A 26,313-nucleotide genomic window follows, 5' to 3' on the forward strand; every position below is an offset into this window, starting at 1 on the left:
GATTCGCATGGCAGAACAAGCAAAAAGTCCCGAAAAATCAGGCCAGAAGCTGGGCATCGCCGCGCGCGCGATGCAGGCGATGCAGGGCGGGCCGGCGCCCGACTACCTCAACGCGCTCAATGCGGAGCAGCGGCTGGCGGTCGAGACCCTGGACGGCCCCGTACTGGTGCTGGCCGGCGCGGGAACCGGAAAAACGCGCGTATTAACAACGCGGATCGCCCATATCCTGCGGCTCGGGCGTGCGCATCCCTCGCAGATCCTGGCGGTGACCTTCACCAACAAGGCTGCGCGCGAAATGAAGGTCCGCATCGGCGACATGGTCGGCCAGATTGTGGAGGGAATGCCGTGGCTTGGCACCTTCCACGCGATCGGCGTGAAGATCCTGCGGCGCCACGCCGAACTGGTCGGTCTCAAGAGCAATTTCACTATTCTGGACGTCGACGACCAGATCAGGCTGATCAAACAGCTCCTGGAAGCGGCGAACGTCGACGAAAAGAGATGGCCAGCACGGATATTCGCCGGGATCCTCGACGGCTGGAAGAACCGGGGATTGACCCCCGACCAGATACCCGCCGGCGAGGCGATGGCGTTCGCGAACGGCAAGGGCAAGGAGCTCTACGCGGCCTATCAGGAGCGGCTGAAGACGCTCAACGCCTGCGACTTCGGCGATCTGCTGCTCGAGCAGCTGCGGCTGTTCCGCCATCACCCGGATGTGCTCGCCGATTACCAGCGCCGCTTCCGCTACATCCTGGTCGACGAATATCAGGACACGAATGTCGCGCAGTATCTGTGGCTGCGCTTGCTGGGACAGCCGCGGCCGGCGCGCCCGGCAACAGGTGCTCTCACCTCTCCCCTCGGGGGAGAGATCGATCCGCTGGAGCGAACCGAAAGAGGATCGGGTGAGGGGGAACTGCACGACCGCGAGACCGATGCCCCCTCACCCCAACCCTCTCCCCCGAGGGGAGAGGGAGCCGCACCAAGTCTGCCGCATCTGCCGGCGCAAAAGAACATCTGCTGCGTCGGCGACGACGACCAGTCGATCTATGGCTGGCGCGGGGCTGAGGTCGACAACATCCTGCGCTTCGAGAAGGACTTCCCCGGCGCCACCGTCGTTCGTCTGGAACGAAATTACCGAAGCACCGGCCACATCCTCGCGGCCGCCTCGCATCTCATCGCGCACAACGAAGGCCGGCTCGGCAAGACGCTGCGCACCGAGGACGTGCCCGGCGAGAAGGTCACCGTCACCGGCGCCTGGGACTCCGAGGAGGAAGCGCGCGCCATCGGCGAGGAGATCGAGCAGCTCCAGCGCAAGAAGCACAAGCTGAACGAAATCGCGATCCTGGTGCGCGCGTCGTTCCAGATGCGCGAATTCGAAGATCGCTTTGTCACGCTCGGCCTGCCTTATCGCGTGATCGGCGGCCCCCGCTTCTATGAGCGCGCCGAAATCCGCGATGCGCTCGCCTATCTGCGCGTCATCAACCAGCCGGCCGACGATCTCGCCTTCGAGCGCATCGTCAATGTGCCGCGCCGCGGACTTGGCGACGCCACGGTGAAGCAGCTGCACGACTATGCGCGCATGAGCCGTGTGCCGATGACGGAAGCCGCGCTCGCCATCATCGAGACCGACGAACTGAAGCCGAAGCCCCGCGCCTCCTTGCGCGATCTCATGACCGCTTTCGACCGCTGGCGCACGCAGGCCGAACACCTGCCGCATACCGAGCTTGCCGAAATCGTGCTGGACGAAAGCGGCTACACCGAAATGTGGCAGAAGGACCGCTCGGCCGACGCCGCGGGCCGGCTCGAAAACCTGAAGGAGCTTGTGCGCTCCATGCAGGATTTCGAGAACCTCAATGGCTTTCTCGAACACATCTCGCTGGTGATGGACCGCGACGCCGAGGGCATCGACGACGCCGTCAGCATCATGACGGTGCATTCCGCCAAGGGTCTGGAATTCGACACCGTGTTTCTGCCCGGCTGGGAGGAAGGCCTGTTTCCGCATCAGCGCTCGCTCGACGAAAGCGGTAGAGCCGGCCTCGAGGAAGAGCGCCGCCTCGCGCATGTCGCAATCACGCGCGCGCGCAAACGCGCCAAGATCTATTTCGCCACCAACCGCCGCATGAAGGGCCTGTGGAATTCCACCATCCCCTCGCGCTTCCTTGACGAATTGCCGGAAGCCAATGTCGAGGTGACGGAGGCGAAGGGCGGCTTCGGCGGCATGGCCGGTTATGGCGGCCTTGGCGCTGCCTTCGGCGGCGGGCGCGGCATGGGTGGCTCCTACGGCGCATCGCGCTTCGACAACTTCACGCCGGCCGCGTCGAGCTATTCGACACCGGGCTGGCAGCGCGCGCAGAAGCGCAAGCGCGACGACGAGTTTGAAGGCTTCGGCGACGAAGGCTCGGACTATGAGCGCGAAGCGCGCTACGCGAACGACGATGACAACGTCGACTCCGCGTACTCCTCTTCACCTCCCCCCTTGCGGGGGAGGTCGGCCGCCACCGGCGGCCGGGAGGGGGTCGGCAGCGCCCGCCCGGGCTCTCATTCCTCGCGCGGCACCGGCACATCGAAGGGCCGCTTCGCCGCGCGGCGCGAACCGCTCACCATCGAGGGCGAACTCGTCGCCAAGTCGACCGGCGTGTCATCTCCTTTCAGCAAGGGCGACCGCGTGTTTCACATCAAGTTCGGCAATGGCAATGTCGTCGCGGTCGACGGCAACAAGCTGACCATCCAGTTCGACAAGGCCGGCGAAAAGCGCGTGGTGGATAGTTTTGTAGAGAGGGTGTGAGCCTTCTTATCTTTCGATCAAACGAATATGGTCTGACGCGTAATTTGCGAGCTTAACTGCAGTTATACCTTCCTCGTAAGCTTGCTTAACACTCATTCCACGAACTAAAGCATCATAAAATCCCCTAGTAAATTCCAGCGCAGCATCGTCGTCGACAGCCTCCTCCATTCCCACGGTCGCAGGCGAGATCGGCGCATCTAAATTTCTTGCGGTTTCACACGCGTTCAGAACAACTCCTTTGATGGACTTCCTTCGATTGATCGCATCTCTAATGGCGTCGAGTGGCACCTCAGCCGCCTCGCCTCCTTCCTTCTCAAATATTAGATTGTGCCCATCCGAGTGCCCAGCGAAGTGCACTAGATCGTAGTCCTTATCCAACAGACCTCTACGAAAGTCGGTTACGGTTGCTGCGGGCAGATGATCCACATCCAATTTTACGGACCGGTTCTGGGCGGCACATTCACGAAGTATTCGCAACTCACCGTTGACCCTAAGGGCGTCAACGTCGACCGGATTGCACGACACAAACAGAACGTGGATTGTGTCAAGCATCTCCCCCAAATTGCCGACAAGCCCCTCAGTCTTCTTAATGTCCGCTTTGAAGGCGCTGTCGAGGTCAGCCCAAGCCAACTTCAATTCAGTAAGCAGGCCTTCGACGTCAAATGGCTTCTTGCGTGTGCCAATTTCCTGCGCGTTCGTTGACGCCTTGACGGCTTCAACCCTCAGGGCTTCAGCTAAGTCCGGACGGGTACTCTCGACAGCTCCAGATATTCGCAAACATAGCTCAACTATTGCCCTGTTGGCGTCACCACGATCGAACGGAAGCTTTGTGCTTAGTCCTGCGTGGCCACCAAAACTCTCAAGCACCTCATGCGCTACCCGTTTTCCCTCTTTAGAGAACTCCTCGATCGTTTCAAAGAACGGCCGCTCATTGGCCCCGATCTCCAACTCTTTTGCCATCCGACCGACCGTCGCCTGCGGCACGCCTGGGCAAACACAAACTTTGGAGCCACACTGTCCACAAAGACCCGGATAGCGCGCCAAAAATTCCTTTTCGAACGAAAACTCCAAACTATCTTGAGCTAGTTTGATTTGATGCTCGTTTGCGATTCCCATCAAATACGAAAATGTATCGGCAGCCTCCCCGAGAAAATAACGTGGGTGGATCTCAAAGACCCTAATCGCTTCAGCTAGTTCTCCGAGTTCCTCCAATAACCCAATTGTGCTTCTGCCATGCTCTTCAAGCGAACGTGGATATATCCTCTGGAACATCTGCTGCCACTCATTTAGTCCTCTCGGGCGAGTGTCCCAGTTTGCTTTGAAGTGCCGCGAAACCTCTTCGTGAGAGACGGTCGGGTTAGTGCCCTTCACAAGCTTGCATTCTGCCTCCCGATGCGGCGATGATCTGCAATAGGGACACACGTTCGGAAACTTTCGAAACACCAACTCTTCAACACTATTGACCCGCATCTTTGCCAAGAGTGGGAAATACCAACCAAGCGCTTTGCAAAGCGCATCAGTTACATCCAATCCTTCTCGCTTCTTTTTCCGATCATGTATTGTTAACATCCCGCACACTTCAACGAAGTGCGAAAAAGTAGCCATGCTCGTACGCGACATGTTCTTGTCGGCGTAGATGTGGCCCAACATTCGGTAAAGATCATCCAGAGCGAATTGGGTCATATCGACGGCCCTCCCACTGAAGAGTGCTTTAATACCGCCCACCATTGCAACCCTAGGATGAGGAATCCAAGCAATTTCGCGCACCCCCTGTCGCCTTCGCGCCGAACAGCGTTTTCCGGCAGGAAGCGATCTGTGGAATCTCGCCTTTGCGGACACGCTCACCGGCATTCGTCGCATGCGCACAAATCACGAACGCGAGGAACGGACATCGCCCGCATCTACGTGCCGGTGAAGCAGCGCGCGACGCTGGAGCAGGCGAAAGTCGATGCGCTGGCCGCCGACATTCTGGCCAACGGCATGACGATGCCGATCCTCGTGCGGCCGGACGGCGAACGCTTCGTGCTGGTCGAGGGGTTGCACCGGCTGGAAGCAGCGAGGTCTCTCGGCGAAACAACGATCGCGGGCTATCGCGTCAGCGCCCGAAAGCACTGAGCAGCCACGCGGTCTCCGCTACGTCCATTGACCGAAGCGCTTCATCGCGAACGCCCAGATGCCGGCGATAGCCACGCCGATCACCGACAGGATGAGGATGTTCGCGGTCGAGCGGTCACCGCTCCACCAGACCATGAAGGCGATCCAGAATGCGGCGAAGAAGGCGGTGAGGACGATCTGACGGATGGTCATTGCGGATACTCCCTTTCGCATCTTTAGTATCCGCAGCAGGGCGACAGGTTCATATCGCGGGAGACATAGCAGCCGCGTTGCGCGAACCTCTCGCCTTCCGACAATTGCGGCGCCATCCGCTGAACGTGTCGATCGAGCCGTTCTCGCCCTGACCCTCATGGGTCGTCACCAGCAATTCGTCGTCGAGATCTGTCTGTCGAGATTTGTCTATTGAACAAACGCTGCTAGTCTGCCGCAAACGTGCCGAGGGGCGCGAAGCGGGAGGATGACATGCCTGGCTTGATTCTGCTGGTGACGTTTCTGGCGACAGCGGCGGTTTCCGTTGTGGTCGCCGTGGTCGTGGGCGTGGCCATCGACAACCTTCCGCGGGTCCACGACCTGCTGAGCGTGATGGGCTTTTTCGGCACGCTCGTGGTCCTGCTCCCGGTCGCCTGGGTGATGGCAGTCCGCTTCACCGAGCCCAAGCACCCGACGGCCGCGTAACACCAGCCTGTTGCCGGCTCACGTCCTCGACGCCGGCAACACCGCAGATCCAGTCGCGCTTGCGCTCCGCCCAGTCCATGCGCTGCGGCGGGAGCGCTGTGGCATCCACGTTCGCGCCGTCACGCCTGATCCTTCCACGCTCCGTATTTCTTCATCCAGAAGCCCCAGACGATCGCGATCGCAATGCCGATGACAAGCATCGTGGCGACGCGCGCGGTGCCGTAATCGCCATTCCACCACAGCATGAAAGCCGTCCAGAAGATCGCGAACAGCGCGATCATGAACATCTGCCGCTGGTTGAATGGCATGGTGGTCCCCCCTCTCCGGTCAGTGGCTCAAGGTCACATGCCGGGTGCCCCGTGTAAACGGGATCGCTCGCCGCAGGCGCGGAGCGTCTCACAAGCGCGAGGCGCAAAACGAAAAGCCCCGGCTTTCGCCGGGGCTCCCGTCACGCGGTGTCCGCGTTCCGCAGTCACTCCTCGTCGGAGCCGATCGCAGGTGCTCCACCGGAGCCGTAAGTCTCACCACCCGTCGCTGGCGCAAACGGACCGTAGGTCATGCCGGATTGCGGCGCGTAGGTGTTGAAGCCCGGCGCATAGGTCGGGGCCGGCGAGCCGTAAAGCGGAGTGCTGTAATAGGGGCCGAAGCTGCGCGGCTGGTTTTCCGCGCCGGTGTCCTCCGCGCCCGAATTGAGCGAGCCGGGATTGACGTTGCCGGGAGGAGGCAGATTCTGTGCCGAAGCCGGAGCAATCGCAAAGCCGGCGGCAAGCGCGCCAGCGGTGAGAGTGGTGATGAGTCGGTTCATGACTGAACTCCATTTCTTGGGTACTGGCTGAGCGTGATGACGCCTCGCGTCGATTACGCGCCCGGCGGGCAATGCTGCACCGCACCTGAAGGTTCCGAAGCCGGGCGCGATGCAATGGCGAAGGTTTCGTCACGTTCCCGTGTGGTAATTTCGTCGCGAATAAAGCTTCGGCACGCGATACGCGCTCTCATTCCCCGCATGCAGAACAGCTTTGCGTCGATGGAGATGACACGGACGTGAAGCGGAGCAATGCGTCACGCATTTGTGCGTAATTGAAGCATTCGCGGGCACGCCTGGTTAGCCTTTCGGCTTAAGCACGTGCGCAATTGCGCCTTAATTCACTGCCGAAACATGCGTATGGTTATGGCGAAGCATTCAAGGTGGCAGTCCATGCGTTCCCGCGTTTCGTTCGTCCTTGCGTCGCTGGCAGCGTTCTCCGCCACGCCGGCATCTGCGGATCTCCAGATCACCGTCGACAAGGCGGCGCAGACCCTGACGGTCGCGCGCGATGGCCAAGTGCTGCACAAGTGGCCGGTCTCGACCGGCCGCGTCGGACGCTTTACGCCCTCGGGAAGTTATCAGGCCTTCCGCATGGAGAAGGATCATTACTCGCGCGAATTTGACGACGCGCCGATGCCGCATTCGATCTTCTTCACGAAGCGCGGCCATGCGATCCACGGCTCATATGAGACGCGCAAGCTCGGCCGTCCGGCGTCGGGCGGTTGCGTACGGCTCGCGCCGGAAAACGCCAAGGTGCTGTTCGACCTCGTGAAGTCGGAAGGCGTGCTCAAGACCAAGGTTACCGTCGCAGGCGACGAACGCATCGCGCTCGCGCGCGCCGACCGGCAGCTGACCCAGCGCGGCGGTCAGAACGAACGCGGCGCCGGGCTGCCGCCGACCTATTCGCCGCCGATCGATGATGAGCCGCGCGCGCAACAGCGCTACGCCGCGCCGCGCGACGGCTACGGTCCGCAATACGGCTATCGCCAGCCGCAACAGCAGCAACAACATTATTACGATGGCTATCAGTGGCGGCCGATGCAGGGCCAGCGCGTACAGCCCCAGCCCGCTTATGGCGGATATGCGCAGCCGCAATATTACTATCAGCCGCGACACTATTACGACTGAGCGCAACCGCGCGGTGTCGTGATCGGTTGTGCCTTGATCGCGTGAACGCGATGCCGCAGGCTCGCGGCATCGATCGGGAGAAACACCATGGGCATCCTCGATATACTTCTCGGTGGCGCGGGCGCACGCGGCGGTGCGCAGGGAGGCAGTGGCGGCGGCAACATGACCAAGATCGGCATGGCGCTGATCGCGTACATGCTGTGGCGCTGGTATCAGAATTCGCGCGCAGGCGGCGGCGCAGAGCCCGCGCCGGTGCCCGCACCGGGAGGCGGCGGCCGCGCGCGCATGCCGCAGCAGGAGCCGCCGGCGCAATTACCCCATGGCGATCCTCTCGATATTCCCGCGCCGCGCTCCGGTTCGCCGAGCGACAGCGACTTCGGTCCGCTGATCGAATCCACACAGCGCATGCCCCCCGCGTCACGTGGCGGCGGCCGCGACATGGATGACGGTGGCGGTATGGGAGGAGGCATGGGCGGCGGGCTCGGCGACATCCTGAACGACATCCTGAATGGCGGCCGCGGCATGCCCGGCGGTCAACGCGGCGGACCGTCCGGCGATCCACGCGGTGGCGGGGGGCTCAACGATGTGCTCGGCGAGATTCTGGGCGGTGGCCGTAGCGGCAATCCGCGCGGTGGACCCGCCGGTGGCGGTCGCGGCGGCGGCCTCGAGGACATTCTCGGAGACATCCTCGGTGGCGGGCGCGGCGGCGGCATTCCCGGATCTCGTGTCGCGGGTCTGCAGGGCGATCCGTTCAGCGGGCTCCTGCAGGGCGCGGGCGTTGGCGGGCTTGGCGGTCTGCTTGCCGGCGGTGCGAACGGCGGAATGCTCGGCGACCTGATGCGGCAATTCGATCAGGCTGGCGCGGGCGATGCCGCGCGGTCCTGGGTATCGCAGGGCGACAACGTGCCGGTGACACCGCAGCAAGTCGAAAGCACGTTCGGTTCCGACGTCATCGACCAGCTCGCCGACCAGTTCGGATTGAGCAAACCCGAACTGCTGCAGGGACTGAGCGAAGCCCTCCCCGACGTCGTCAATCAGCTGACGCCGGACGGACGGCTGCCGACCGAGGACGAGATCTCGCGCTGGCGTTGACGCTTCGGCGGCAAGCCGCACACAAAGAGGCCCGGCACAAGGCCGGGCCAAGTTGCGCAGGCGGAGCGTCCGACGTGACCCGGTGCTCCGCCACGGGAAACCGCCTGCTCGGCGATCTTTGCAAAGCTAGACGCGCTCAGCGGTCCACGATTTGATCCGGATCAATCCAGAAATGTAACGGCCGCTATTTCGGCCCCTGTGGCGTGGCCGGCCATTTGCGCTCGAGCCATTCCAGCACGCGTGCGAGCGGCGGCCGCAGTGAGGGCATGTCGACGGCAAGCAGCAACAACCCGAGCGGCAGCATCCAGATCCCAAGTACCGGCAGGAAGCTGAAGATGCCGCCGAGGATCAGAAGACCTGCGGTCGGAATGCGGACCAGCCTGGCGCGAGGCTCGCGCAGCGAGCGCGATCTGCGCGCGATCCACAGCGGCAGCCGCTCCTCGAAGCGATACAGAAGCGCATCGAAATCACACTTTTGCGGCATGGTCACTATTCTGGATCCACTCCTGTTGTCCTCGCGGTGATCCGGATTCAATGTCAGACTCCCAAGGCCGTTATGTGTCGGCTGTGGACTGAACCTCGTTCACCGGTCTCTTTTGCGCGCAAAGAAAATCACGCGCCGCCGAGACGAAGTCTTTGATACAGACCGCGAAGAACAGCGGGCCGGTCATTTCTTCTCCAGCAGCAGTTTGCCGCGTGCGCGAATGACCGACTGAGCCGCCTCCGCAAATTTCTGCAAGAGCCAAGGCAGCGTCACTTCGAGACGCACATGGTCTTCCGCGACATCGACAGTACCGGCGGCGGATTGCCCAAGGGCGCGAACGCGAAATGTCAGCCGGTCGCCCGACCAGAATTCCTCGTCGACCTTGAGAACCGGAACCGACTGCGCTGCGCCGGACAGGCCGGACTTCAGGCGACGCAACGCTTCGTCCTTGCCAAGCTTGTGCGGGATGGAAACAACAATCGGCTGCGACATGGCCTCGTCCGGACAGGGCACGTTTCGGCGGGCGTCAGCGCCCGCGATCCGGGATGTAGGTAGTCCCGCCGCTTTGCGCCAATGCCATGCAGCCGATGGCAGCAAGTTTCGTGGTGAGCGGCAAGTGTGGAAAATATGGGGAGAAAGGCACATGGACGCGCAAAATAAGGGCTTCACGGCTCTTGCTTCCCGAGATTTGCAGTGCAAAGCGTGTGCATAACCTCTTCACACAAAACGGTCCGCCACCTGTGAGTTCCCTCCTGTGAAGTTCGGGGTTCCCACCACAAGACAGAACATGACGACCCCTCCCCCGCATTCCGAAACGTTTGTCGCGCGCATCGCAATGGACCGGGCGTCCGCCTACCGCATTGCGGATGCGCTCGCAGACGAACTCGATCCCGACACCACCGCGGTGTCCCTGTTCGAAGATGGTGATCGCTGGACCGTCGAGGCCGCGTTTCATGACGATGCCGATCGCGCATTGATTTCCCAGATCATGACGCGCGCGGCAGGATCCGAAGCAGCAAGCGACATCGTGTTCTCGACAATCGGCACCCGCGACTGGGTTGCCGCAAGCCTCGAAGGGCTCGCTCCGGTGCATGCGGGGCGCTTCGTCGTTCACGGTTCGCATGACCGCGACCGCGTCCGCTTGAACGAAATCGGAATCGAGATCGAGGCGGCACTCGCCTTCGGCACCGGGCATCACGGCACGACGCGCGGCTGCCTGCTCGCCTTCGAGTCGTTGCGCAAGGCCGCGCCTGCGGCGAGGACCTGGCGCATCCTTGATGTCGGTACCGGGACCGGTCTGCTCGCGATTGCCGCGGCCCGCTCGCTCTACCTGCCCGTTCTTGCCAGCGACATCGATCCGACCGCGGTCGCAGTCGCGCGCGACAACGCACGGCTCAACCGCGTGGCCCCGCTGTTTCGCGCTTTCGCCGCCAATGGCGTGGACGCGGCCTGGATCCGACGGCATCGCTATGATCTGATCTTCGCGAATATCCTGGAGGCGCCGCTCCGCCGCATGTCGGCGCCGATGGCCGGCTTACTTGCGCCCGGTGGGCGGCTGATCCTGTCGGGCTTGTTGCCGGCGCATGCCGCAGGGGTGATCGCCGCTTACCGGCGCCAGGGGTTGCGCCTTCAATCCCGGCTGATGCTGGATGGCTGGGTGACGCTGGTGATGCGGCGCGGGCGTTAGATAAAAACAAAAGCGCCCCGGATTACGGGGCGCTTTGAAACTCGAATCGTTGCGTGCTCAGCGAGCGAACGGCAGGTCTTTCTCGCTGCGCGGTGCAAGGCGCTCACCGACCGCCTCGAGCTGGCCCGGAAGCAGATGCCGGTGGCGCGCGATCTCGCGCTCAGCCTGACGCATCCGCGCGGCAACAAATGCGTCTACGACGCGCGCGAACAGGCCTTTGCCGGCCACGGGGGCCTTCGTGGCGGGCGACTTGGCAGCTGCCGACTTGGCAGGAATGGTTCCGACGGTAATGGCGGTCATGGCGTGTCTCCTTCTCGAAAATCAACGGACACCCAGGGTCATCCTCAAGACTTTCTTGCAACGCAACATAGTTTGAGTCTGCTCTTTTTGCAGTCGCGAATAACTCATAGCGGACCCTCTAAGTATGCATAATCGCTTCACATTTTTGAAATGAATGCGGCGCTTCACACCGATTGATAACGGCCTCGGCGCGGAAAATTACTGCATTGCACAAATTTCTGAAAGCGGAGTTCCCGCGACAGAAAATGTCCCGCGCGGGGCCGTCCCCGGCGCATCCTTTAGTCGGGAGTCGCGGATGGATGCGGTGACCGGGGCGTACGCGCGCGTGTTGGTGGGCTTTCTTCAAACGAGCCGGTATCCACTCTGCCTGAAATCGCTTTAAGGTCGCTTCGATGTTTTCAGCCAAATTCCAGACCTTCGATGAGACGGCCGATCCGGCCGCCGCGGCGCCCCGGATCGCGGCGCTGCGCGCCGTACTGAAGCGAGAGGGTCTCGACGTCTTTGTGGTGCCGCGCGCCGACCGGCACCAGAACGAATATGTGCCGGACAGCGACGAACGCATCGCCTACCTGACCGGCTTCACCGGGTCGGCCGGCTTTCTGATCGTGCTCGCGGAAACGGCCGTGTTGTTCACCGATGGCCGCTACACGCTGCAGGCGCGCGAGCAGACCGATCCGGCCATCTTTACGTTGATCAACAGCACCGAGACGTCCCCGAGCACCTGGATCGAACAGAACCTGTCGCAAGGTGCGAAGCTCGGATACGACCCCTGGCTTCACACCGCCGAGGGAGCCGAGAGGCTGGGAAAAGCCTGTACGAAGGCGGGCGCGGTGCTCGTTCCTGTTGCAGAGAATCCGGTCGATTCGATCTGGACCGATCGCCCGGCTCCGCCGCGCGGGCCGATCGCGCTGCATGATCCGCGCTTTGCCGGCGAGGCTGCCGAGAACAAACTGACGCGTATTTCTGCGGAGATCGGCAAGCAGCGCGCCGACGCGCTCGTCATCTCCGATCCGCACAACGTGGCCTGGACCTTCAACATCCGCGGATCGGACGTTGCGCATACGCCGCTGCCGCTCGCCTTCGCTCTCGTTCCAAGGGATGGGCGTCCATCGCTCTATGTCGATGGCCGCAAGCTTTCGAACAGCGTGCGGGACCGGCTTTCGACGCTGGCGGAGCTGCATGAACCCGATGCGCTGATGACCGACCTGTCGAGGCTTGGAGCAACGCACGCGACCGTGCTGCTGGATCAGGCCACCGCCGCCGATGCACTGGCGAGGCTCATCGCCAATGCTGGCGGCAAGGTCACGCGCGTAGCCGATCCCGTCTCGGCGCTGAAGGCGGTGAAGAACGAGACGGAGATTGCCGGTGCCCGTGCTGCGCAGGCGCGCGACGGCGCGGCGATGGTTCGTTTCCTCGCCTGGTTCGATCGGGAAGCGCCGCACGGAAAGCTGACGGAGATCGCGGCGGTCGAAGCGCTCGAGACCTTTCGGCGCGAGACCGGCCTGCTGAAGGACGTGTCATTCCCCAGCATTTCCGGCGCGGGACCGAATGGCGCGATCGTCCATTACCGCGTGACAAGGCGAACCAATCGCCCGATCAAGCCGGGCGAACTGTTCCTGATCGATTCCGGCGGGCAATACGAGGACGGCACCACCGACATCACGCGGACGATTGCTGTCGGTACGCCGACCGGGGAGATGCGCAGGCGCTTCACGCAGGTGCTGCGCGGACACATCGCCATCGCGCGGGCCGTATTCCCCGATGGCAGCACCGGCGCGCAGCTCGACACACTGGCGCGACAATATCTGTGGCAGGCCGGCGTCGATTTCGACCACGGAACCGGCCATGGCGTCGGCAGCTACCTGTCGGTGCATGAGGGGCCGGCGCGGATCGCGAAGCTTGGCACGGCGCCGCTGAAACGCGGCATGATCCTCTCCAACGAGCCGGGCTACTACAAGGAGGGCGGGTTCGGCATCCGGATCGAAAATCTCGTTCTGGTGATCGCGGCGCCGCCAATTCCGGGCGCCGAAAAGCCGATGAACGCATTCGAGACCATCACGCTCGCGCCGATCGACCGGCGGCTGATCGATGTCGACCAGATGACGGGGGCCGAGATCGCGTGGCTCGATAGCTACCATGCGCGGGTTGCAGAGACGGTGACGCCGCTTGTTGATAAGGACACAGCGAACTGGCTCGCGGCTGCGACCCGTCCGCTCCTGAACGCATAGAGTCTGTCCTTTCGTGGATGCGCAAACGCCTAAATCCCCCGTGGCGTCCGATCAGCGCCCCGCGCCGCTCGGCCTGATCATTCTGCTGATGGCGATGAGCGCCATCGGACCGGTTTCGCTCAACATCCTCGTGCCTGCGACGCCCGCCATGGCGGTGTTGTTCAACACCAGCCTCGGGACCGTACAGCTCACCCTGTCGCTCTATCTGTTCGGACTGGCGATATCGCAGCTGTTCCTCGGCCCATTGTCCGACCGGTTCGGGCGCAAGCCCGTGCTGGTGACGGGTCTTTGCATTACCGCGGTGGCGAGCTTCGGGGCGATGTTCTCGACCTCTATCGGGATGCTGATCGCATTCCGCACACTGCAGGCGCTCGGCGCCTCCTCCGGTCTGGTGATCGGACGCGCCATTATCCGCGATCTTTATTCGCGCGAGCGCGCTGCCGCGATGATTGGTCTTGTCACGACCGTGATGGTGGTAGCGCCGATGCTCTCGCCAACAATCGGCGGCGCGATCGATACGCATCTCGGCTGGGAATACACATTCGCGCTGGTCGGCGGCGCGGCCGCATTGGTGACGCTCTGGATCCTCGTTGCGCTGCCCGAGACGCGCCCGGATCACGTCACGGGTGGGGGTCTGCGCTACATCCTCGGCGAGAGCCGGGAATTGTTCGCGAGCCGCCGCTTCCTCGGATACGTGCTGGTTTGTGCGCTCGGCACGTCGAGCTATTTCGCCCTTCTTGGCGCCGCCCCGCACATCGTGGTCAGCCTGATGGCCCGCACTTCGGCCGAATTCGGCCTGTGGTTCATGCTGACTGCCGGCTCCTTCATGGTGGGCAATTTCATCACGACCCGCACAGTGCAGCGCTATGGCATCGACCGCATGATCGGCGTCGGCCTCGCGTTCCAGATGGCGGGCGCAATCGCGACGATCGCGGCGGTCGGGCTTTTTCCCGACGCGGGCCCCTGGACGGTCTTCGTGCCGCAAATCGCGATGTCGGTCGGCAACGGCATCTTCCTGCCGAACTGCGTTGCGGGCGCGGTCAGCGTGCGGCCGCAGGCGGCCGGCACTGCGTCCGGTATCACCGGGTTCCTGCAGATGGCGACGGGGGCCGCTGCGGCACAGGTGATGGGCTACCTTGTTGCGACCGCAACGACCGCCATGCCGCTGGCAATCGTGATGGCCGTCGTTTCAGCCGCGGCAACGGGCGCCTTCTTCGTGTTCTTGCGCCGGCGGATCTGAGCGCCGGTCACTCCTCCTGTCCGTGGCGCGCCATGCAGGACTTGTAGACATAGTACTCCGTCGATCCGAAGGTCATCTCGTTGTATCGCCCTGCCAGTACGCTGCAGTCATGGATCGCTGCGGCGCGTACCGCACTCGTGGCACCGTCCTGGGCGTTCGCCGGCGAAAGCGGCGCCATCGCAGCCGCGCTCACCAATATTGCCGCAAGGTAATGTTTCAGCATGGTCGGGAATCCTTCCTATGTGCTGTTTCAGAGCACATAGGAAGGAATGGTTCAGACCGATGGAGCAGTGGCACCAAACCAGCCATGCGATTTCGGATGAACGCAGGGCCATCGCAGTTCGTTCTCATAAGAGTACACTGACCGGCTTATGCAGATGGCGATCAGTGCCACTGTCGCGCAGGTGATGAACTACTTCGTCGCGACCGCGGCGATCGCCATGCCGCTGGCAATCGTGACGGCCGTCGTTTCAGCTGCGTTCTTTGCGTTTCTGTGCCGGCAGATCTGAGCGCCGGTCACTCGGCCTGCCCGTGGCGGGCCATGCAGGCGCGGTAGACTTCGAATTCCAGCGAACTCCAGGTCGTCTCGGGATAGCGCTGGGCCTGCACACTGCATTCACGGAGTGCTGCAGCGCGCGCAGCACTGATGCCGTGCGCGGCGATTGCGCCATTCACTTCCTGTGCGCTGGCCGCAGGAGCCGTGCCAAGCACGGCAATGCCAACCAGAATTCCGATGATGTGACGTATGGTCATGACGGTGTCTCCTTCTGCTCTTTGCATACGCTTCGCGCTCTCGTGAGGGAGATCGCAGAGCCGGCGCAGCCGAACCCGTCGGACCGGCAAAAGCCCGATCGCATCCATGCAACCGCGGCCTGCCTTCCGACGTCGCTGCAGATGAGAGCTAAGGATAAACCGCCGCGCGCGCTTGACCGGCCTTGCCGGAAAGCACCGCAATATGGGGCAACCTCGCAATGTGCCGGTGGCGGTCAGATTGCTTTTTCGCGGACTATTGCCCGGCCATTGCGAGCCACTCGTCTTCGGTGAGGACGGTGACGCCAAACTTCTGCGCGTCCGCGAGCTTCGATCCCGCGCCCGGACCTGCAACCACGTAATCCGTCTTTTTCGAGACTGAACCCGCAACTTTCGCGCCCAGCCTTTCGGCCTGCGCCTTCGCTTCGTTGCGTGTCATCTTTTCCAGCGAGCCGGTGAACACGACGGTCTTTCCCGCGATCGCGGAGTCCGACTTCACCTTTTCCATCGGCTCGATCTCGATCTGCTCGAGCAGGCGGTCGAGCGCCTCGCGATTCTTCTTCTCCTTGAAGAACTCGACGATGGCCTCGGCGACTACTTCGCCGATGCCTCCGATGTTGTTCAGCTCCTGAAAGGCTTCGCTATCGTTCCCCTTCCCTGCGGCCTTCATACCGTCGAGGAACGAAGCGATGTCTCCATAATGCCGCGCGATCAGCTTCGCGTTGGTCTCGCCAATGTGACGAATGCCGAGCGCATAGATCAGCTTGTTGAGCGGGATCTTGCGACGGCTTTCGATCGCCGCGAACAGGTTGCGCACCGAGGTCTCGCCGTAACCCTCGCGATCCGCAAGCTTCCTGGTCGATCGCCGGTCACGCTCCTGCAGCGTGAAGATGTCGGCCGGCTCCATCACAAGGCCGTCGGCGTAGAAGGCCTGCACCTGCTTTTCGCCCAATCCCTCGATGTCGAAGGCGTCGCGCGACACGAAATGGCGCAGCCGCTCGACCTGCTGCGCCGGACAGATCAGCCCGCCGGTGCAGCGGCGCACCGCTTCGCCATCCTCGCGCACCGCGTGGCTGCCGCAGACCGGACAGGTTTCCGGAAACTTGTAGGGCCTGGCATTCTTCGGCCGCTTCTCCAGCACGACGTCCAGCACCTGCGGGATCACGTCACCCGCCCGCTGGATGATCACGGTATCGCCGATCCGGATATCGACGCCGCCACGGATCGGATTGCCGTCGTTGCCGATGCCCTTGATGTAATCCTCGTTGTGCAGCGTTGCGTTCTGGACCACCACGCCGCCGACCGTGACCGGCTCAAGCTTCGCCACCGGCGTCAATGCACCGGTGCGGCCGACCTGAATATCGATGTCGTTGACGATCGTCGTCGCCTTCTCGGCAGGGAATTTGTGCGCAATGGCCCAGCGCGGCGAACGCGAGACGAAGCCAAGCCGCTGCTGCCAGTCCAGGCGATTCAGCTTGTAGACGACGCCGTCGATGTCATATCCGAGCGTCGCGCGCCTCTGTTCGATGTCGCGATACATGTCGAGCATCGCCTCGACCGACTTGCACAACCTGAACAGCGGATTGATCACAAAGCCGCGCTCGCCGATCCATTCAACCATGCCGACCTGCGTATCCGCCGGCATCGCGCTCATCTCGCCCCAAGCATAGGCGAAGAATTTCAGCTTGCGCGACGCGGTGATTGCGGGATCCTTCTGCCGCAGAGAACCGGCGGCCGAGTTGCGCGGGTTCGCATAGACCGGTTCTTCGGCTTCGGCCTGCCGCTTATTGAGCGCGATGAAGTCGTCATGCGTCATGTAGACTTCGCCGCGGATCTCGACGACATCCGGAATGTTGCGGCCCTTGAGCGTCTGCGGAATGTCGTGCAGCGTCTTCACGTTCGCGGTGACGTCCTCACCCTCCGCGCCGTCGCCGCGTGTCGCGCCAGTCACGAGCGCGCCGCCCTGATAACGCAGCGACAGTGAAAGCCCGTCGATCTTGGGTTCGGCGGTGAAGGCCGGCGGCTCGTCGAGCTTCAGAAACCGCACCACCCGATCGACGAAGTCGGTGACGTCCTGATCGCTGAACGCATTGTCCAGCGAGAGCATGGGCACGGCATGCCGCACCTTCCTGAAGCGCCCTGTCGGCGCTGCACCAACCTTCTGCGACGGCGAATCCTTGCGGATCAGTTCTGGGAACCGCGCCTCGATCTCGTTGTTGCGCTGGCGCAGCGCGTCGTATTCGGCGTCCGTGATCTTCGGAGCGTCCTTTTGATAATAGAGCTTGTCGTTCTCGGCGATCAGCTTGGCCAGCCGCGCGAGTTCACCGGCGGCCTGTTCCTCGGTCAGCTGATCTGTCGGAGTGAAGGGGTACGCGCGCTTTGCCATGGTCCGGTAGCCATTATGAGCCGGCGATCTTTGTGTCATTGCCTGCGAAAGTGGGCAATCCGGTATCCACACCGACGGATGGAATGAGTTCCCCGCATTCGCGAGGCACGGCGCCGGACTACCCCGCCGCCTTGATCAGGCGCTCGGCAGCGGCGCGTGCCTCGTCGGTGATCTCTGCGCCGGCGAGCATGCGCGCGATTTCCTCGCGCCGGCTCTCGGCCGCGACCTCGCTCACCCGCGTCGCCACACGCTTGCCCTTGTCGAGCGCTCCTTTGGCGATCACGTAATGCCGGTTGGCGCGCGCAGCGATTTGCGGCGCATGTGTCACCGCGATCGCCTGCACGCGAGACGCAAGTTTCGCGAGCCGCATGCCGATAGCGTCTGCGACCGCGCCGCCCACCCCGGTATCGATTTCGTCGAACACGAGCGTCGGCGCGGATCCCTTGTCCGCCAGCACGACCTTGAGGGCCAGCAGGAAGCGCGCGAGTTCGCCGCCGGATGCGACCTTCATCAGCGGGCCCGGCCGTGTCCCCGGATTGGTCTGCACCCAGAACTCGACCCGGTCGAAGCCGTGCGGGCCGGCGGTCTCCGGATCGGTCGTGATCGAAGTTGAGAACACCGCGCGATCCAGCTTGAGCGGCTTGATCTCGGTGTTGACCGCCTTGTCGAGTTTCGCCGCCGCCTTCTTGCGCGCGTCCGACAATGCGGCCGCCGACTTTCGGAAACGCGCCTCGGTCTCCGCCGCAGCTTTTTCCAGCGCGGCGAGCTTCTCGGCGCCTGCGTCGATCAGCGCAAGGGCCTCCGCGTATCGCTCGGCCAGTGCCGCAAGATTGTCGACCGGCGTATTGTATTTGCGGGCGGCCGCGCGCAGTGAAAAAAGCCGCTCCTCGATTCGCTCGAGTTCCGCCGGATCGTAATTCGCGGCCCGCAAGGCATTCTCGAGATGGACCCGCGCCTCCTCGATGGCCGTCAGCGCGGTATCGAGCGCCTTGATCGCGGGATCGGCGAGGCCCGGCGCCTGCGCCGTCCGGCGCTCAAGCCTGCGGATCGCGGATGCGAAGCCCGGCACCGGCGATGCATTTCCTGCCACGGCGTCGTAGGCATCGCGCAAGTCGCCGGCGATCTTTTCCGACTGCATCATCGACGTGCGGCGCTCCGCGAGCTGCGTTTCCTCGCCAGCTTCAGGCCGGAGCTTTCCCAGTTCATCGACCGCGTGCCGCAGATAATCGGCCTCGCGCTGCGCGCGTTCGGTCTCGGCGCGGTGGGATTCGACCGCCTCCGCCGCAGAGCGCCGCTCGTCCCATAGCGCCGCGACATCGGCCGCTTGGTCTTCGAGACCCGCATAGGCATCGAGCAGCGCGCGGTGCGTGGCGGCATCCACCAGCGCGCGGTCGTCATGCTGACCGTGAATTTCGACGAGCGCTGCGCCAAGGCTCCGCAGCGCCTGCACGGATACCGGCTGGTCGTTGATGAAGGCGCGCGTTTTGCCGTCGAGCGACTGCGTGCGGCGCACGATCAGGTCGTCGTCCGCCTCGATCCCCTGCTCCCTGAGCAGCGCGCGCGCCGGATGTTTTGCCGGCACATCGAAGACCGCCGTGACCTGCCCCTGCTCGGCGCCCTGGCGCACCAAGCCCGCATCCCCCCGCGCACCGAGCGCGAGAGCAAACGCATCGAGCAGGATGGATTTGCCTGCCCCGGTCTCGCCGGTGAGGACGGCAAGTCCGTTGGCGAATTCGAGATCGAGCTTGTCGATCAGAACGATGTCGCGAATCGACAGACGGACGAGCATGCGAAATCTTTGTGAAATCAGTGTCTGTAGAGCAGCAAACGGCACCCCCAAATCAGCGCCGTTCTCGTTTTATTCTAGCACGATGCGACGCGTCGACAGCCTTAAAATTACCTGTCCTGGAAGGGATGGGAGCGGATGGCCGCCATCGGCCATCGATCAGCGCACGACCGGGGTACCGATTCGCACTTCGCCGGTGGACGGCTTCTGCTGGAACAGCTTGCTGATCCAGGACTGCTTGTTCTCGGCCGGCTCAAGCCCGCCGCTCTGAACGAGCTTGTACGCGTTCTGATACCAGGGGCTGTCCGGGAAATTGTGCCCCAGCACGGCCGCCGCGGTCTGTGCTTCCTGCACGATACCGAGCGCCATATAAGCCTCGGTCAGCCGCATCAGCGCTTCCTCGACATGGCGCGTGGTCTGATATTGCGTCACCACCAGCTTGAAGCGATTGATCGCGCCGGTGAAGTCCTTCTTGTTCAGGTAGAAGCGCCCGATCATCATCTCCTTGCCGGCGAGCTGGTCGCGCGCGACATCGAGCTTCTTCCTGGCGCTGTTGGCGTATTCGGTGTTCGGATAGCGGCGGATGACCTGCTCCAGCTCCTTCATCGCCGCTTCGGTGCGCTGCTGGTCGCGCGTGACGTCCGGGATTACCTCATAATAGGACGAGCCGATCAGGTATTGCGCGTAAGCGGCATCCGGACTGCCGGGATGCATCGCCACATATCGCTTCGCGGCGGTGATCGTATCGTCGTATTCGCGCGCTTCGTAGTACGCGTAGGCCTGCATCAGCAGCGCCTTGCGCGCCCAGTCCGAATACGGATGCTGGCGATCGACCTCTTCGAATTTCTTGGCCGCCTCCTTGAAGTCCTTCTTCTGCTGCAGCAGGTAGAGGCCTTCGTTGTAGAGCTTGTCGGCCGGCTCGTCCGGGATCGTAAGCTCCTTGTCGCTCGCGCAGCCCGCGAGCGCGGCAGCGACGAGAGCAACGGCAAATCCACGCGACAGCGCGCGGCCTGCCTGCCTTGCGGTCGGCACCCATCTCGCGACGATGCGTTTACTCGCTGTCATACTCGCGCAACGTTCCTTACCGAGGGGGAAGGCCGCTGATCGCGTAACCCCGTCCCACCCTTCCTAGCCGGAAAAGCGGTGATCCCCCAAGTCGACCCTGTTGGGTTTCTTACGATATTGGGCCGGGATTAAGGCGACAGTTAACCTGCACCCCAGGCCAGCGCGGCGTGAACGCGAAACCGAGGATAAGGCGCGTGTCCGCGTCGTCAGGAAACGTCCGGACCGTACGCCGGGGCGACCATGCCAGCGACTTCGGCATGTCCGCGGACGCGGCGGGTTTCGCCGGCCTCGACCACAGCATAGGCCGACGGGTCCGACATCAGCGCGACCAGCACGGCATGATTGAGCCGATGACCGCCGCGGACCGACCGGAAGGCGCCAATGATCGGCGCACCAGCAAGCGCCAGATCGCCGACTGCATCCATCGCCTTGTGGCGCACGAATTCGTCCGGATAGCGCAACCCTTCGCTGTTCAGAATACGATTCTCGCTCAGAACCAGCGTGTTTTCAAAAGATGCACCGAGCGCCTTGCCCGCGCTCCACAGCGCCGACACATCCTTCATGAAACCGAAGGTGCGCGCGCGCGACAGTTCGCTGCGGAACGCTTCGGGCGTGAGATCGAGGGCAAGCGACTGCCGGCCGATCAGGACGGAGTCGAAATTGATTTCCACGTCGAGGCGGAAACCGCTTTCGGCGGGGCGCAGTTCGCCGAAGGATTCGCCCTTAGCGACGGAAACCGGTTTAAGAACCTTGATGTAGCGGCGCGCGCTGGACAGCGTCTTGATGCCGACCTGGTCGATTGCTGCCACGAATGGTGCCGCGCTGCCGTCCATGATCGGCACTTCGGGTCCGTCGATCTCGACGAGCACGTTATCCACGCCAAGGCCGCGAAGAGCCGCGAGAATATGTTCGGCGGTCGAGCACAGGATGCCCGACTCGTCGCCAAGAACCGTTGCCAGTTCCGTCGCCGTTACAGCGCGATAGTCGGCGCGGACTTCGCGCTCACGACCATCCGGATCCGTCCGGGAAAAAACGATGCCCGTGTCGGCATCGGCAGGATTGAGAGTGAGGTTAACGGGCAACCCGGAATGAACCCCAATTCCGGAAACCGTAACCTGTTCACGCAGCGTGGTCTGCCTTGCGGCTCTCATACGCTCGTTCCGTCTTGTTTTTCGGCTGACGCCACGCGATGTGCTGCGCAGCGCAATCCCCCGAAGTGACCCCAAGCGACAGTGTTTTGCCCGGAACTTTTCGTCAGGTAGTCGTTACCGACTATCCCCCCTGCGCGAATCTCCTGAGGCGAAAACCCTCGTCGCATTCAGACCTTAGACCCGGTACCCCATCCTCCAAAGTCACGCTTTTTTACGTTTTGTTACCTTGATCCGGCCGCATTCGTGTCCGCGATGCGCCGCATTTCCCGACGACCTGTCACTTTCTTGCAACACCCGGCTTGCACGCGATTTTTGCATCGTCGGGATTTGCTCGAAAGGCCAGCAACTTAGCGAACGGGCAAAACAAAAAGCCCCAGCCGTCCGGCCGGGGCTTTCCGATTTCATGATCAAAAGAGCGGTCAATTGGCTTGCCGGCGCAGGAAGGCCGGAATCTCGAGTTGATCGTCCTCGGGCGAATTATTCACAGGAGCCTGCCGCCCGTGCATGTCGAGGCCCTGCGGTCCCTGAGGACGGCGCGCATATTCGGATACCGGATCGCGGCCTTCCGTCGGCCGGGGCGCCGCACGCTGCGGCATCGGCGGTACCTGGGGCATCCGCTGGGCCGGTGCCGGGTGCGATTCGCGATGCGAATCATCATCCGTCTTCAGGCCAAGACCGGCCGACGCCAGACGCTTCAGCAATGACATTCGCTGCTTTTCGGGTTCCTGCGGCGGCAGTTCCCCGCGCTGAGCCTGGATCTCACGCTGTGTTTGGGGCGGCAATTCATCGATTCGCGGCATCCGCGGACGCTGCGGCACTCGCTCGGCGTTCGGCGGAATGAAGTTGCCGAACGTCTCGGGCTGAGGAGGCGGCGGTGGCGCAACCGGCTCGACGAAAAGCGAGGGCTTCTGCGGCGTCGGACGGATGGTGACATCGTCGAACGCATCGTGCGGGGAGTCCTGCATGTCCTGGCCGAGAGCGGCGGCGACGGCGGCAGTTGCAGCGGCATCGATAGCCGGGCTGTAAGCCGCGGCCGGTGCGGGTGCCGGAGCAGGCGCGGGCGCGGCGGCGGCCGGCTTCGGGCGCTCGATGGGGCGCGGGATTTCGTGCGAAGCACGTTTCGCGGGCTCGGCCGCCGGCTTTGCTCCAACGGCCGGACGATCGACACCCGTGGCAACCACGGCGACGCGGATGATGCCCTCGAGGCTGTCGTCGAAGGTCGCTCCGACGATGATGTTGGCATCCTTGTCGACTTCCTCGCGGATGCGAGTCGCGGCCTCGTCCACCTCGTAAAGGGTCAGGTCCTTGCCGCCGGTGATCGAGATCAGGAGGCCCTTGGCACCCTTCATCGTGTTGTCGTCGATCAGCGGATTCGCGATCGCGGCTTCCGCGGCGGTGATCGCACGCTTTTCGCCGGACGCTTCGCCGGTACCCATCATCGCCTTACCCATCTCGCGCATCACCGCGCGGACGTCGGCAAAGTCGAGATTGATCAGACCTTCCTTGACCATCAGGTCGGTGACGCAGGCGACGCCCGAATAGAGCACCCGGTCCGCCATCGCGAAGGCGTCGGCGAAGGTGGTCTTCTCATTGGCGACCCGGAACAGATTCTGATTCGGGATGATCAGCAGCGTGTCGACATTTTTCGACAATTCTCCGATGCCGGATTCGGCATAGCGCATGCGCCGATCGCCTTCGAACTGGAACGGCTTGGTGACGACGCCGACCGTGAGAATGCCCATGTCGCGCGCGACCTTGGCGACCACCGGCGCAGCACCGGTTCCGGTACCGCCGCCCATGCCCGCCGTGACAAACACCATATGCGCGCCGCTCAGGTGATCGCGGATCTCGTCCATCACCTCTTCGGCCGCGGCCTTACCCACCTCGGGCTGCGAACCGGCACCGAGGCCCTCGGTGACCTGCACACCCATCTGGATCTTGCGCGGCGCCTTCGACGATGTCAGGGCCTGAGCGTCAGTGTTGGCGACGACGAATTCGACGCCCTGAAGCCCGGCCGAGATCATGTTGTTGACCGCGTTGCCGCCGGCCCCACCGACACCGAAGACGGTGATCCTGGGCTTCAACTCGCGGATGTCCGGAGCTGTGAGATTAACTGTCATGGCTGCCTCTTCCATACGCGGGCGTGAGTAGCGTCCCCGAAAAGACCGGTCCGCCGCCGGCCGTCCCGGAGATCCTGCATTCGGGTCATCAGAAGCCTTCTTTCAGCCATCGACCGACCCTTGCGAAATAACCGCCTGTTCCTGTCATCATTTGCCGCGTTTTCCGCGGTTCGAAGTGTTCGAGATGCGCCGCCTGGGGATACACGAGCAGCCCCGCAGCGACGGCAAAAGCAGGCCCCTTGGCTGCTTCCGGCAGACCGGACACGCCCAAGGGCCTTCCCACACGCACCTGACGCCCCAGAATGCGCGACGCGATGTCCGGCAAGCCTGCAAGCTGGCTGGCGCCGCCTGTCAGCACCACAGTCCCCTGCGGTTCGGCCGCGAACGGAGACGCCGAAAGCCGGTCGCGAACCATCTCCAGGATTTCTTCGACGCGCGGCCTGATAAACGGGACCAACGCGGCGCGGGAGACGACTTGCGGCGGCTCACGCGAATCCGAACCAACTGAGGGCACCGGAATCATATCGCGTTCGTCGCTCATTCCAGACGCGACTGTGCCATAGAACGTCTTGATTCGCTCGGCGTCTGCGACCCTCGCGTTCAGTCCACGCGCAAGGTCCATGGTCACGTGATAGCCGCCGACCGCGAAGCCATCGACATGGACGAACCGGCCGCCCGAGAACACCGCGATCGTCGTCGTTCCAGCGCCCATATCGACGATTGCAGCGCCGAGATCGGACTCGTCGTCCGCGAGAGCTGACAGCCCGGCCATGTAGGGCGACGCGACCATCGCCTCGACCGACAGCTGGCCCCGCTCGATCGCAAGCATAAGGTTTCGCGGCGCGGCCGTGTCGGCAGTCACGACATGCATGTCGAGGCCGAACCGGCGCGCGAGCATGCCGCGCGGGTCCCTGATCCCGTGAACGCCGTCAATGGCATAGCCCAGCGGCAGCGAGTGAAGGACGACCCGCCCCTCCCGGCCGGAATGTTGACTGCCGGCCTGCAGCAGCCGGGCGATGTCGCTGTCGCGAATCGACGGACCTGCCACGTCGACCGACGCCGTGAACCGCTCGCTCGCAAGCCGTCCGGCCGAAATCGAGACCGCAACGGACTCCAGATGCACGCCCGCGGATTGCTCGGCGAGCTCCACCGCGTGCCGGATCGCGCGATCGGCGGCCTCAAGGTCCGCGACGCTGCCGGCCTTCATGCCGCGCGCCTCGGTGTGCCCGAAGCCGATGACTTCGATCGCATGGCTGCGGCGTCGCAGCACGTCGTGGCCCGGCTTCGGATCGAGCCGCGCGATCACGCAGACGACCTTGCTGGTGCCGACATCGAGCGCGGCGACGAGAGCCGTCCGCTTCGGAGAAATCGGCTTCATCTTGGGAGCGACGCCGGCTTGCAGGAGGCTCATGCGTCACCTGCCTTGCGCTTGGCTTTCTTTTCTTTAAGCGCCTCCGCACGCGCGGCCGCAGCTTCGTCGGACAGGCGAACGGTCACGCGGTCGTGGATCCGCAGATCGATGGCGAGGATGTCGCGGGTCAGTAGCTTCTTGTCGCGATCGAGCTCAAGCAGCGCCTCGATCGCTTCGACCGGATCGGCTTCCGGCAGGCGGATATCGATGCCGTTCTTCAACCGCAGATTCCAGCGACGGTCCGCCACCAGAACGTAGGCGTGAACCTGATCGCGCAACTCCGGATAGTTATTCATCACGCTGAGAAACTCGGCCGCCTTGACGTTTGCGCCTTCGCCCACGACCAGAGGCAGATGGGCGACATGCGGGGCGACGAAGGGCTCGACCGTCACGCCATCGCGGGAGACGACGCCGACACGGCCGTCCTTCTGCCAAAGCGCAAAGGCGCGCCGTTCGGTGACGGCGATGTGCAAGCGGTCCGGGAACAGTTTCAGGATCGTGGCGTCCGCGATCCAGGGATTGGCCTTCAGCCGGGCACGAGCCGCATCGGCATCGAGAAACAGCAGCGAGGCACGCCCCGAAATGCCGGCGATGTTGAGAATCTCTTCGCGGGTGAGCTGCTTCTCGCCGGTCAGCGCGATCGAAGCGATCTCGAAGCCGACAGAGTTCGCCGCCGCATCGCGGATATCGGCAATCTGGGCCGCGACCGCCTCGGTATGGCCGCCCTTGACGACGCCATAGCCGACGCTCGCAAGCACGAGCGCCAGTGCCGACAGCGTGCCCGCGCCGCGCGGCACGAGACGGTCGATGCGCATCGCGAGCCGCTGCATCCTGCTCGTGCGGCGCTGTCCGGCGCTGCGCGTCTCCGATTGAGCGATGCGTACCCGATCAGCCATCGGCCAGCCCCTCACGCCTGCCCGGCGCTGCAAAGCCAGCAGCGGCACGCGATCCGATTGAGCTTGCGATGGCGTCGTCCGAAAGACACCAAGACCTCCGTCCCCCTCGCTGCGGTTGCAGCGAACATTCCGTGCGCGTCACAGCACGGCGCCCCGAAAGGCAGCCTAGAGCGTGATGAGCCTCGTCGGGTCAGTCTTCGGCGCGTTTGGTA

25 protein-coding genes are annotated in these 26,313 nt (G+C 63.3%); 9 read left to right on the forward strand and 16 right to left on the reverse strand.

What is annotated here, in order from left to right:
* The first annotated feature begins 7 nt into the window (after positions 1–7).
* Entirely contained in the window at positions 8–2,782 is a 2,775-nt protein-coding gene (locus VNZ93_RS09065; protein WP_325703203.1) for an ATP-dependent helicase, read from the forward strand.
* 6 nt (positions 2,783–2,788) lie between these two features.
* Here VNZ93_RS09065 and VNZ93_RS09070 read toward each other — a convergent pair whose 3' ends face one another.
* Positions 2,789–4,465: a CHAT domain-containing protein gene (locus VNZ93_RS09070; protein WP_325703206.1), complete on the reverse strand. Its 1,677-nt coding sequence runs from the start codon at positions 4,463–4,465 to the stop codon at positions 2,789–2,791.
* A gap of 132 nt (positions 4,466–4,597) precedes the next feature.
* Between VNZ93_RS09070 and VNZ93_RS09075 the strand changes: the two genes are divergently transcribed.
* Entirely contained in the window at positions 4,598–4,897 is a 300-nt protein-coding gene (locus VNZ93_RS09075) for a ParB N-terminal domain-containing protein (RefSeq protein WP_414710025.1), read from the forward strand.
* A gap of 18 nt (positions 4,898–4,915) precedes the next feature.
* Here VNZ93_RS09075 and VNZ93_RS09080 read toward each other — a convergent pair whose 3' ends face one another.
* Positions 4,916–5,089, reverse strand: a complete 174-nt coding sequence (locus VNZ93_RS09080) for a hypothetical protein (RefSeq protein WP_325703210.1) — start codon at positions 5,087–5,089, stop codon at positions 4,916–4,918.
* Positions 5,090–5,359: 270 nt separating this feature from the next.
* Here VNZ93_RS09080 and VNZ93_RS09085 point away from each other — a divergent pair, with 270 nt between their 5' ends.
* Complete coding sequence (locus VNZ93_RS09085) at positions 5,360–5,572, forward strand: hypothetical protein (RefSeq protein ID WP_325703213.1); 213 nt, start codon at positions 5,360–5,362, stop codon at positions 5,570–5,572.
* Between the two features lie 119 nt (positions 5,573–5,691).
* Here VNZ93_RS09085 and VNZ93_RS09090 read toward each other — a convergent pair whose 3' ends face one another.
* Both VNZ93_RS09090 and VNZ93_RS09095 read right to left on the reverse strand, forming a co-directional pair.
* Entirely contained in the window at positions 5,692–5,880 is a 189-nt protein-coding gene (locus tag VNZ93_RS09090) for a hypothetical protein (protein WP_325703216.1), read from the reverse strand.
* A 164-nt stretch (positions 5,881–6,044) separates the two neighbouring features.
* Entirely contained in the window at positions 6,045–6,377 is a 333-nt protein-coding gene (locus tag VNZ93_RS09095; protein WP_325703219.1) for a hypothetical protein, read from the reverse strand.
* A gap of 390 nt (positions 6,378–6,767) precedes the next feature.
* Here VNZ93_RS09095 and VNZ93_RS09100 point away from each other — a divergent pair, with 390 nt between their 5' ends.
* The gene (locus tag VNZ93_RS09100) at positions 6,768–7,505 is read left to right on the forward strand and encodes a L,D-transpeptidase (RefSeq protein ID WP_325703222.1); all 738 of its coding nucleotides are present in this window, start codon (positions 6,768–6,770) and stop codon (positions 7,503–7,505) included.
* 87 nt (positions 7,506–7,592) lie between these two features.
* Positions 7,593–8,597: a YidB family protein gene (locus VNZ93_RS09105; RefSeq protein WP_325703225.1), complete on the forward strand. Its 1,005-nt coding sequence runs from the start codon at positions 7,593–7,595 to the stop codon at positions 8,595–8,597.
* Positions 8,598–8,781: 184 nt separating this feature from the next.
* Here VNZ93_RS09105 and VNZ93_RS09110 read toward each other — a convergent pair whose 3' ends face one another.
* A complete protein-coding gene (locus tag VNZ93_RS09110) occupies positions 8,782–9,081 on the reverse strand; it encodes a hypothetical protein (RefSeq protein ID WP_325703228.1) in 300 nt (99 codons plus the stop codon).
* 183 nt (positions 9,082–9,264) lie between these two features.
* Positions 9,265–9,573 (reverse strand): polyhydroxyalkanoic acid system family protein, encoded by a 309-nt coding sequence (locus VNZ93_RS09115; protein WP_325703231.1) that lies wholly within the window; start codon positions 9,571–9,573, stop codon positions 9,265–9,267.
* A gap of 295 nt (positions 9,574–9,868) precedes the next feature.
* Between VNZ93_RS09115 and VNZ93_RS09120 the strand changes: the two genes are divergently transcribed.
* On the forward strand, positions 9,869–10,768 hold the full coding sequence (locus VNZ93_RS09120; RefSeq protein WP_325703234.1) for a 50S ribosomal protein L11 methyltransferase: 900 nt from the start codon (positions 9,869–9,871) through the stop codon (positions 10,766–10,768).
* A gap of 57 nt (positions 10,769–10,825) precedes the next feature.
* On the opposite strand, the gene VNZ93_RS09125 is transcribed toward VNZ93_RS09120, so the two are convergent.
* Positions 10,826–11,068 (reverse strand): hypothetical protein, encoded by a 243-nt coding sequence (locus VNZ93_RS09125; RefSeq protein ID WP_325703237.1) that lies wholly within the window; start codon positions 11,066–11,068, stop codon positions 10,826–10,828.
* A gap of 392 nt (positions 11,069–11,460) precedes the next feature.
* On the opposite strand from VNZ93_RS09125, the gene VNZ93_RS09130 reads away from it, so the two are divergent.
* Positions 11,461–13,296: an aminopeptidase P family protein gene (locus VNZ93_RS09130; RefSeq protein ID WP_325703240.1), complete on the forward strand. Its 1,836-nt coding sequence runs from the start codon at positions 11,461–11,463 to the stop codon at positions 13,294–13,296.
* Between the two features lie 40 nt (positions 13,297–13,336).
* The gene (locus tag VNZ93_RS09135; protein ID WP_325703243.1) at positions 13,337–14,536 is read left to right on the forward strand and encodes a multidrug effflux MFS transporter; all 1,200 of its coding nucleotides are present in this window, start codon (positions 13,337–13,339) and stop codon (positions 14,534–14,536) included.
* A gap of 7 nt (positions 14,537–14,543) precedes the next feature.
* Here VNZ93_RS09135 and VNZ93_RS09140 read toward each other — a convergent pair whose 3' ends face one another.
* Positions 14,544–14,759, reverse strand: a complete 216-nt coding sequence (locus tag VNZ93_RS09140; RefSeq protein ID WP_325703246.1) for a hypothetical protein — start codon at positions 14,757–14,759, stop codon at positions 14,544–14,546.
* Between the two features lie 154 nt (positions 14,760–14,913).
* Here VNZ93_RS09140 and VNZ93_RS09145 point away from each other — a divergent pair, with 154 nt between their 5' ends.
* Complete coding sequence (locus tag VNZ93_RS09145) at positions 14,914–15,045, forward strand: hypothetical protein (RefSeq protein WP_325703249.1); 132 nt, start codon at positions 14,914–14,916, stop codon at positions 15,043–15,045.
* A gap of 7 nt (positions 15,046–15,052) precedes the next feature.
* Here the strand turns inward: VNZ93_RS09145 and VNZ93_RS09150 are convergent, their stop codons facing one another.
* From VNZ93_RS09150 to VNZ93_RS09185, 8 genes are all read right to left on the reverse strand, one after another.
* Positions 15,053–15,289 carry a hypothetical protein gene (locus VNZ93_RS09150; protein WP_325703252.1) on the reverse strand — a complete coding sequence of 79 codons (237 nt, stop codon included), beginning with the start codon at positions 15,287–15,289 and terminating at the stop codon, positions 15,053–15,055.
* A gap of 253 nt (positions 15,290–15,542) precedes the next feature.
* A complete protein-coding gene (gene ligA / locus VNZ93_RS09155; protein WP_325703255.1) occupies positions 15,543–17,672 on the reverse strand; it encodes an NAD-dependent DNA ligase LigA in 2,130 nt (709 codons plus the stop codon).
* Positions 17,673–17,790: 118 nt separating this feature from the next.
* Positions 17,791–19,461 carry a DNA repair protein RecN gene (recN, locus tag VNZ93_RS09160; protein WP_325703258.1) on the reverse strand — a complete coding sequence of 557 codons (1,671 nt, stop codon included), beginning with the start codon at positions 19,459–19,461 and terminating at the stop codon, positions 17,791–17,793.
* A 156-nt stretch (positions 19,462–19,617) separates the two neighbouring features.
* The gene (locus VNZ93_RS09165; protein WP_325703261.1) at positions 19,618–20,523 is read right to left on the reverse strand and encodes an outer membrane protein assembly factor BamD; all 906 of its coding nucleotides are present in this window, start codon (positions 20,521–20,523) and stop codon (positions 19,618–19,620) included.
* A gap of 206 nt (positions 20,524–20,729) precedes the next feature.
* Positions 20,730–21,674 (reverse strand): UDP-3-O-acyl-N-acetylglucosamine deacetylase, encoded by a 945-nt coding sequence (gene lpxC, locus VNZ93_RS09170; RefSeq protein ID WP_325703264.1) that lies wholly within the window; start codon positions 21,672–21,674, stop codon positions 20,730–20,732.
* A gap of 419 nt (positions 21,675–22,093) precedes the next feature.
* Positions 22,094–23,794 (reverse strand): cell division protein FtsZ, encoded by a 1,701-nt coding sequence (ftsZ, locus tag VNZ93_RS09175; RefSeq protein ID WP_325703267.1) that lies wholly within the window; start codon positions 23,792–23,794, stop codon positions 22,094–22,096.
* Positions 23,795–23,882: 88 nt separating this feature from the next.
* Positions 23,883–25,205 (reverse strand): cell division protein FtsA, encoded by a 1,323-nt coding sequence (gene ftsA / locus VNZ93_RS09180; RefSeq protein WP_325703270.1) that lies wholly within the window; start codon positions 25,203–25,205, stop codon positions 23,883–23,885.
* The gene (locus VNZ93_RS09185) at positions 25,202–26,101 is read right to left on the reverse strand and encodes a cell division protein FtsQ/DivIB (protein ID WP_325703273.1); all 900 of its coding nucleotides are present in this window, start codon (positions 26,099–26,101) and stop codon (positions 25,202–25,204) included. Before VNZ93_RS09185 ends, ftsA begins: the two co-directional genes overlap by 4 nt.
* Positions 26,102–26,313: the final 212 nt, after the last annotated feature.

Origin of the sequence: Pseudorhodoplanes sp., from assembly GCF_035565795.1 — a bacterium.
In the GTDB taxonomy this organism is placed as follows: domain Bacteria; phylum Pseudomonadota; class Alphaproteobacteria; order Rhizobiales; family Xanthobacteraceae; genus Pseudorhodoplanes.

Coding starts and splice junctions, on each gene's coding strand:
- VNZ93_RS09140 (WP_325703246.1), bottom strand. CDS start 14,759: ATGCTGAAACATTACCTTGCGGCAATATTGGTGAGCGCGGCTGCGATG.
- ftsA (WP_325703270.1), bottom strand. CDS start 25,205: ATGAGCCTCCTGCAAGCCGGCGTCGCTCCCAAGATGAAGCCGATTTCT.
- VNZ93_RS09120 (WP_325703234.1), top strand. CDS start 9,869: ATGACGACCCCTCCCCCGCATTCCGAAACGTTTGTCGCGCGCATCGCA.
- VNZ93_RS09105 (WP_325703225.1), top strand. CDS start 7,593: ATGGGCATCCTCGATATACTTCTCGGTGGCGCGGGCGCACGCGGCGGT.
- VNZ93_RS09125 (WP_325703237.1), bottom strand. CDS start 11,068: ATGACCGCCATTACCGTCGGAACCATTCCTGCCAAGTCGGCAGCTGCC.
- VNZ93_RS09065 (WP_325703203.1), top strand. CDS start 8: ATGGCAGAACAAGCAAAAAGTCCCGAAAAATCAGGCCAGAAGCTGGGC.
- lpxC (WP_325703264.1), bottom strand. CDS start 21,674: ATGAGAGCCGCAAGGCAGACCACGCTGCGTGAACAGGTTACGGTTTCC.
- VNZ93_RS09085 (WP_325703213.1), top strand. CDS start 5,360: ATGCCTGGCTTGATTCTGCTGGTGACGTTTCTGGCGACAGCGGCGGTT.
- VNZ93_RS09130 (WP_325703240.1), top strand. CDS start 11,461: ATGTTTTCAGCCAAATTCCAGACCTTCGATGAGACGGCCGATCCGGCC.
- VNZ93_RS09110 (WP_325703228.1), bottom strand. CDS start 9,081: ATGCCGCAAAAGTGTGATTTCGATGCGCTTCTGTATCGCTTCGAGGAG.
- VNZ93_RS09095 (WP_325703219.1), bottom strand. CDS start 6,377: ATGAACCGACTCATCACCACTCTCACCGCTGGCGCGCTTGCCGCCGGC.
- ftsZ (WP_325703267.1), bottom strand. CDS start 23,794: ATGACAGTTAATCTCACAGCTCCGGACATCCGCGAGTTGAAGCCCAGG.
- VNZ93_RS09150 (WP_325703252.1), bottom strand. CDS start 15,289: ATGACCATACGTCACATCATCGGAATTCTGGTTGGCATTGCCGTGCTT.
- recN (WP_325703258.1), bottom strand. CDS start 19,461: ATGCTCGTCCGTCTGTCGATTCGCGACATCGTTCTGATCGACAAGCTC.
- ligA (WP_325703255.1), bottom strand. CDS start 17,672: ATGGCAAAGCGCGCGTACCCCTTCACTCCGACAGATCAGCTGACCGAG.
- VNZ93_RS09090 (WP_325703216.1), bottom strand. CDS start 5,880: ATGCCATTCAACCAGCGGCAGATGTTCATGATCGCGCTGTTCGCGATC.
- VNZ93_RS09070 (WP_325703206.1), bottom strand. CDS start 4,465: ATGACCCAATTCGCTCTGGATGATCTTTACCGAATGTTGGGCCACATC.
- VNZ93_RS09115 (WP_325703231.1), bottom strand. CDS start 9,573: ATGTCGCAGCCGATTGTTGTTTCCATCCCGCACAAGCTTGGCAAGGAC.
- VNZ93_RS09080 (WP_325703210.1), bottom strand. CDS start 5,089: ATGACCATCCGTCAGATCGTCCTCACCGCCTTCTTCGCCGCATTCTGG.
- VNZ93_RS09185 (WP_325703273.1), bottom strand. CDS start 26,101: ATGGCTGATCGGGTACGCATCGCTCAATCGGAGACGCGCAGCGCCGGA.
- VNZ93_RS09145 (WP_325703249.1), top strand. CDS start 14,914: ATGGCGATCAGTGCCACTGTCGCGCAGGTGATGAACTACTTCGTCGCG.
- VNZ93_RS09165 (WP_325703261.1), bottom strand. CDS start 20,523: ATGACAGCGAGTAAACGCATCGTCGCGAGATGGGTGCCGACCGCAAGG.
- VNZ93_RS09100 (WP_325703222.1), top strand. CDS start 6,768: ATGCGTTCCCGCGTTTCGTTCGTCCTTGCGTCGCTGGCAGCGTTCTCC.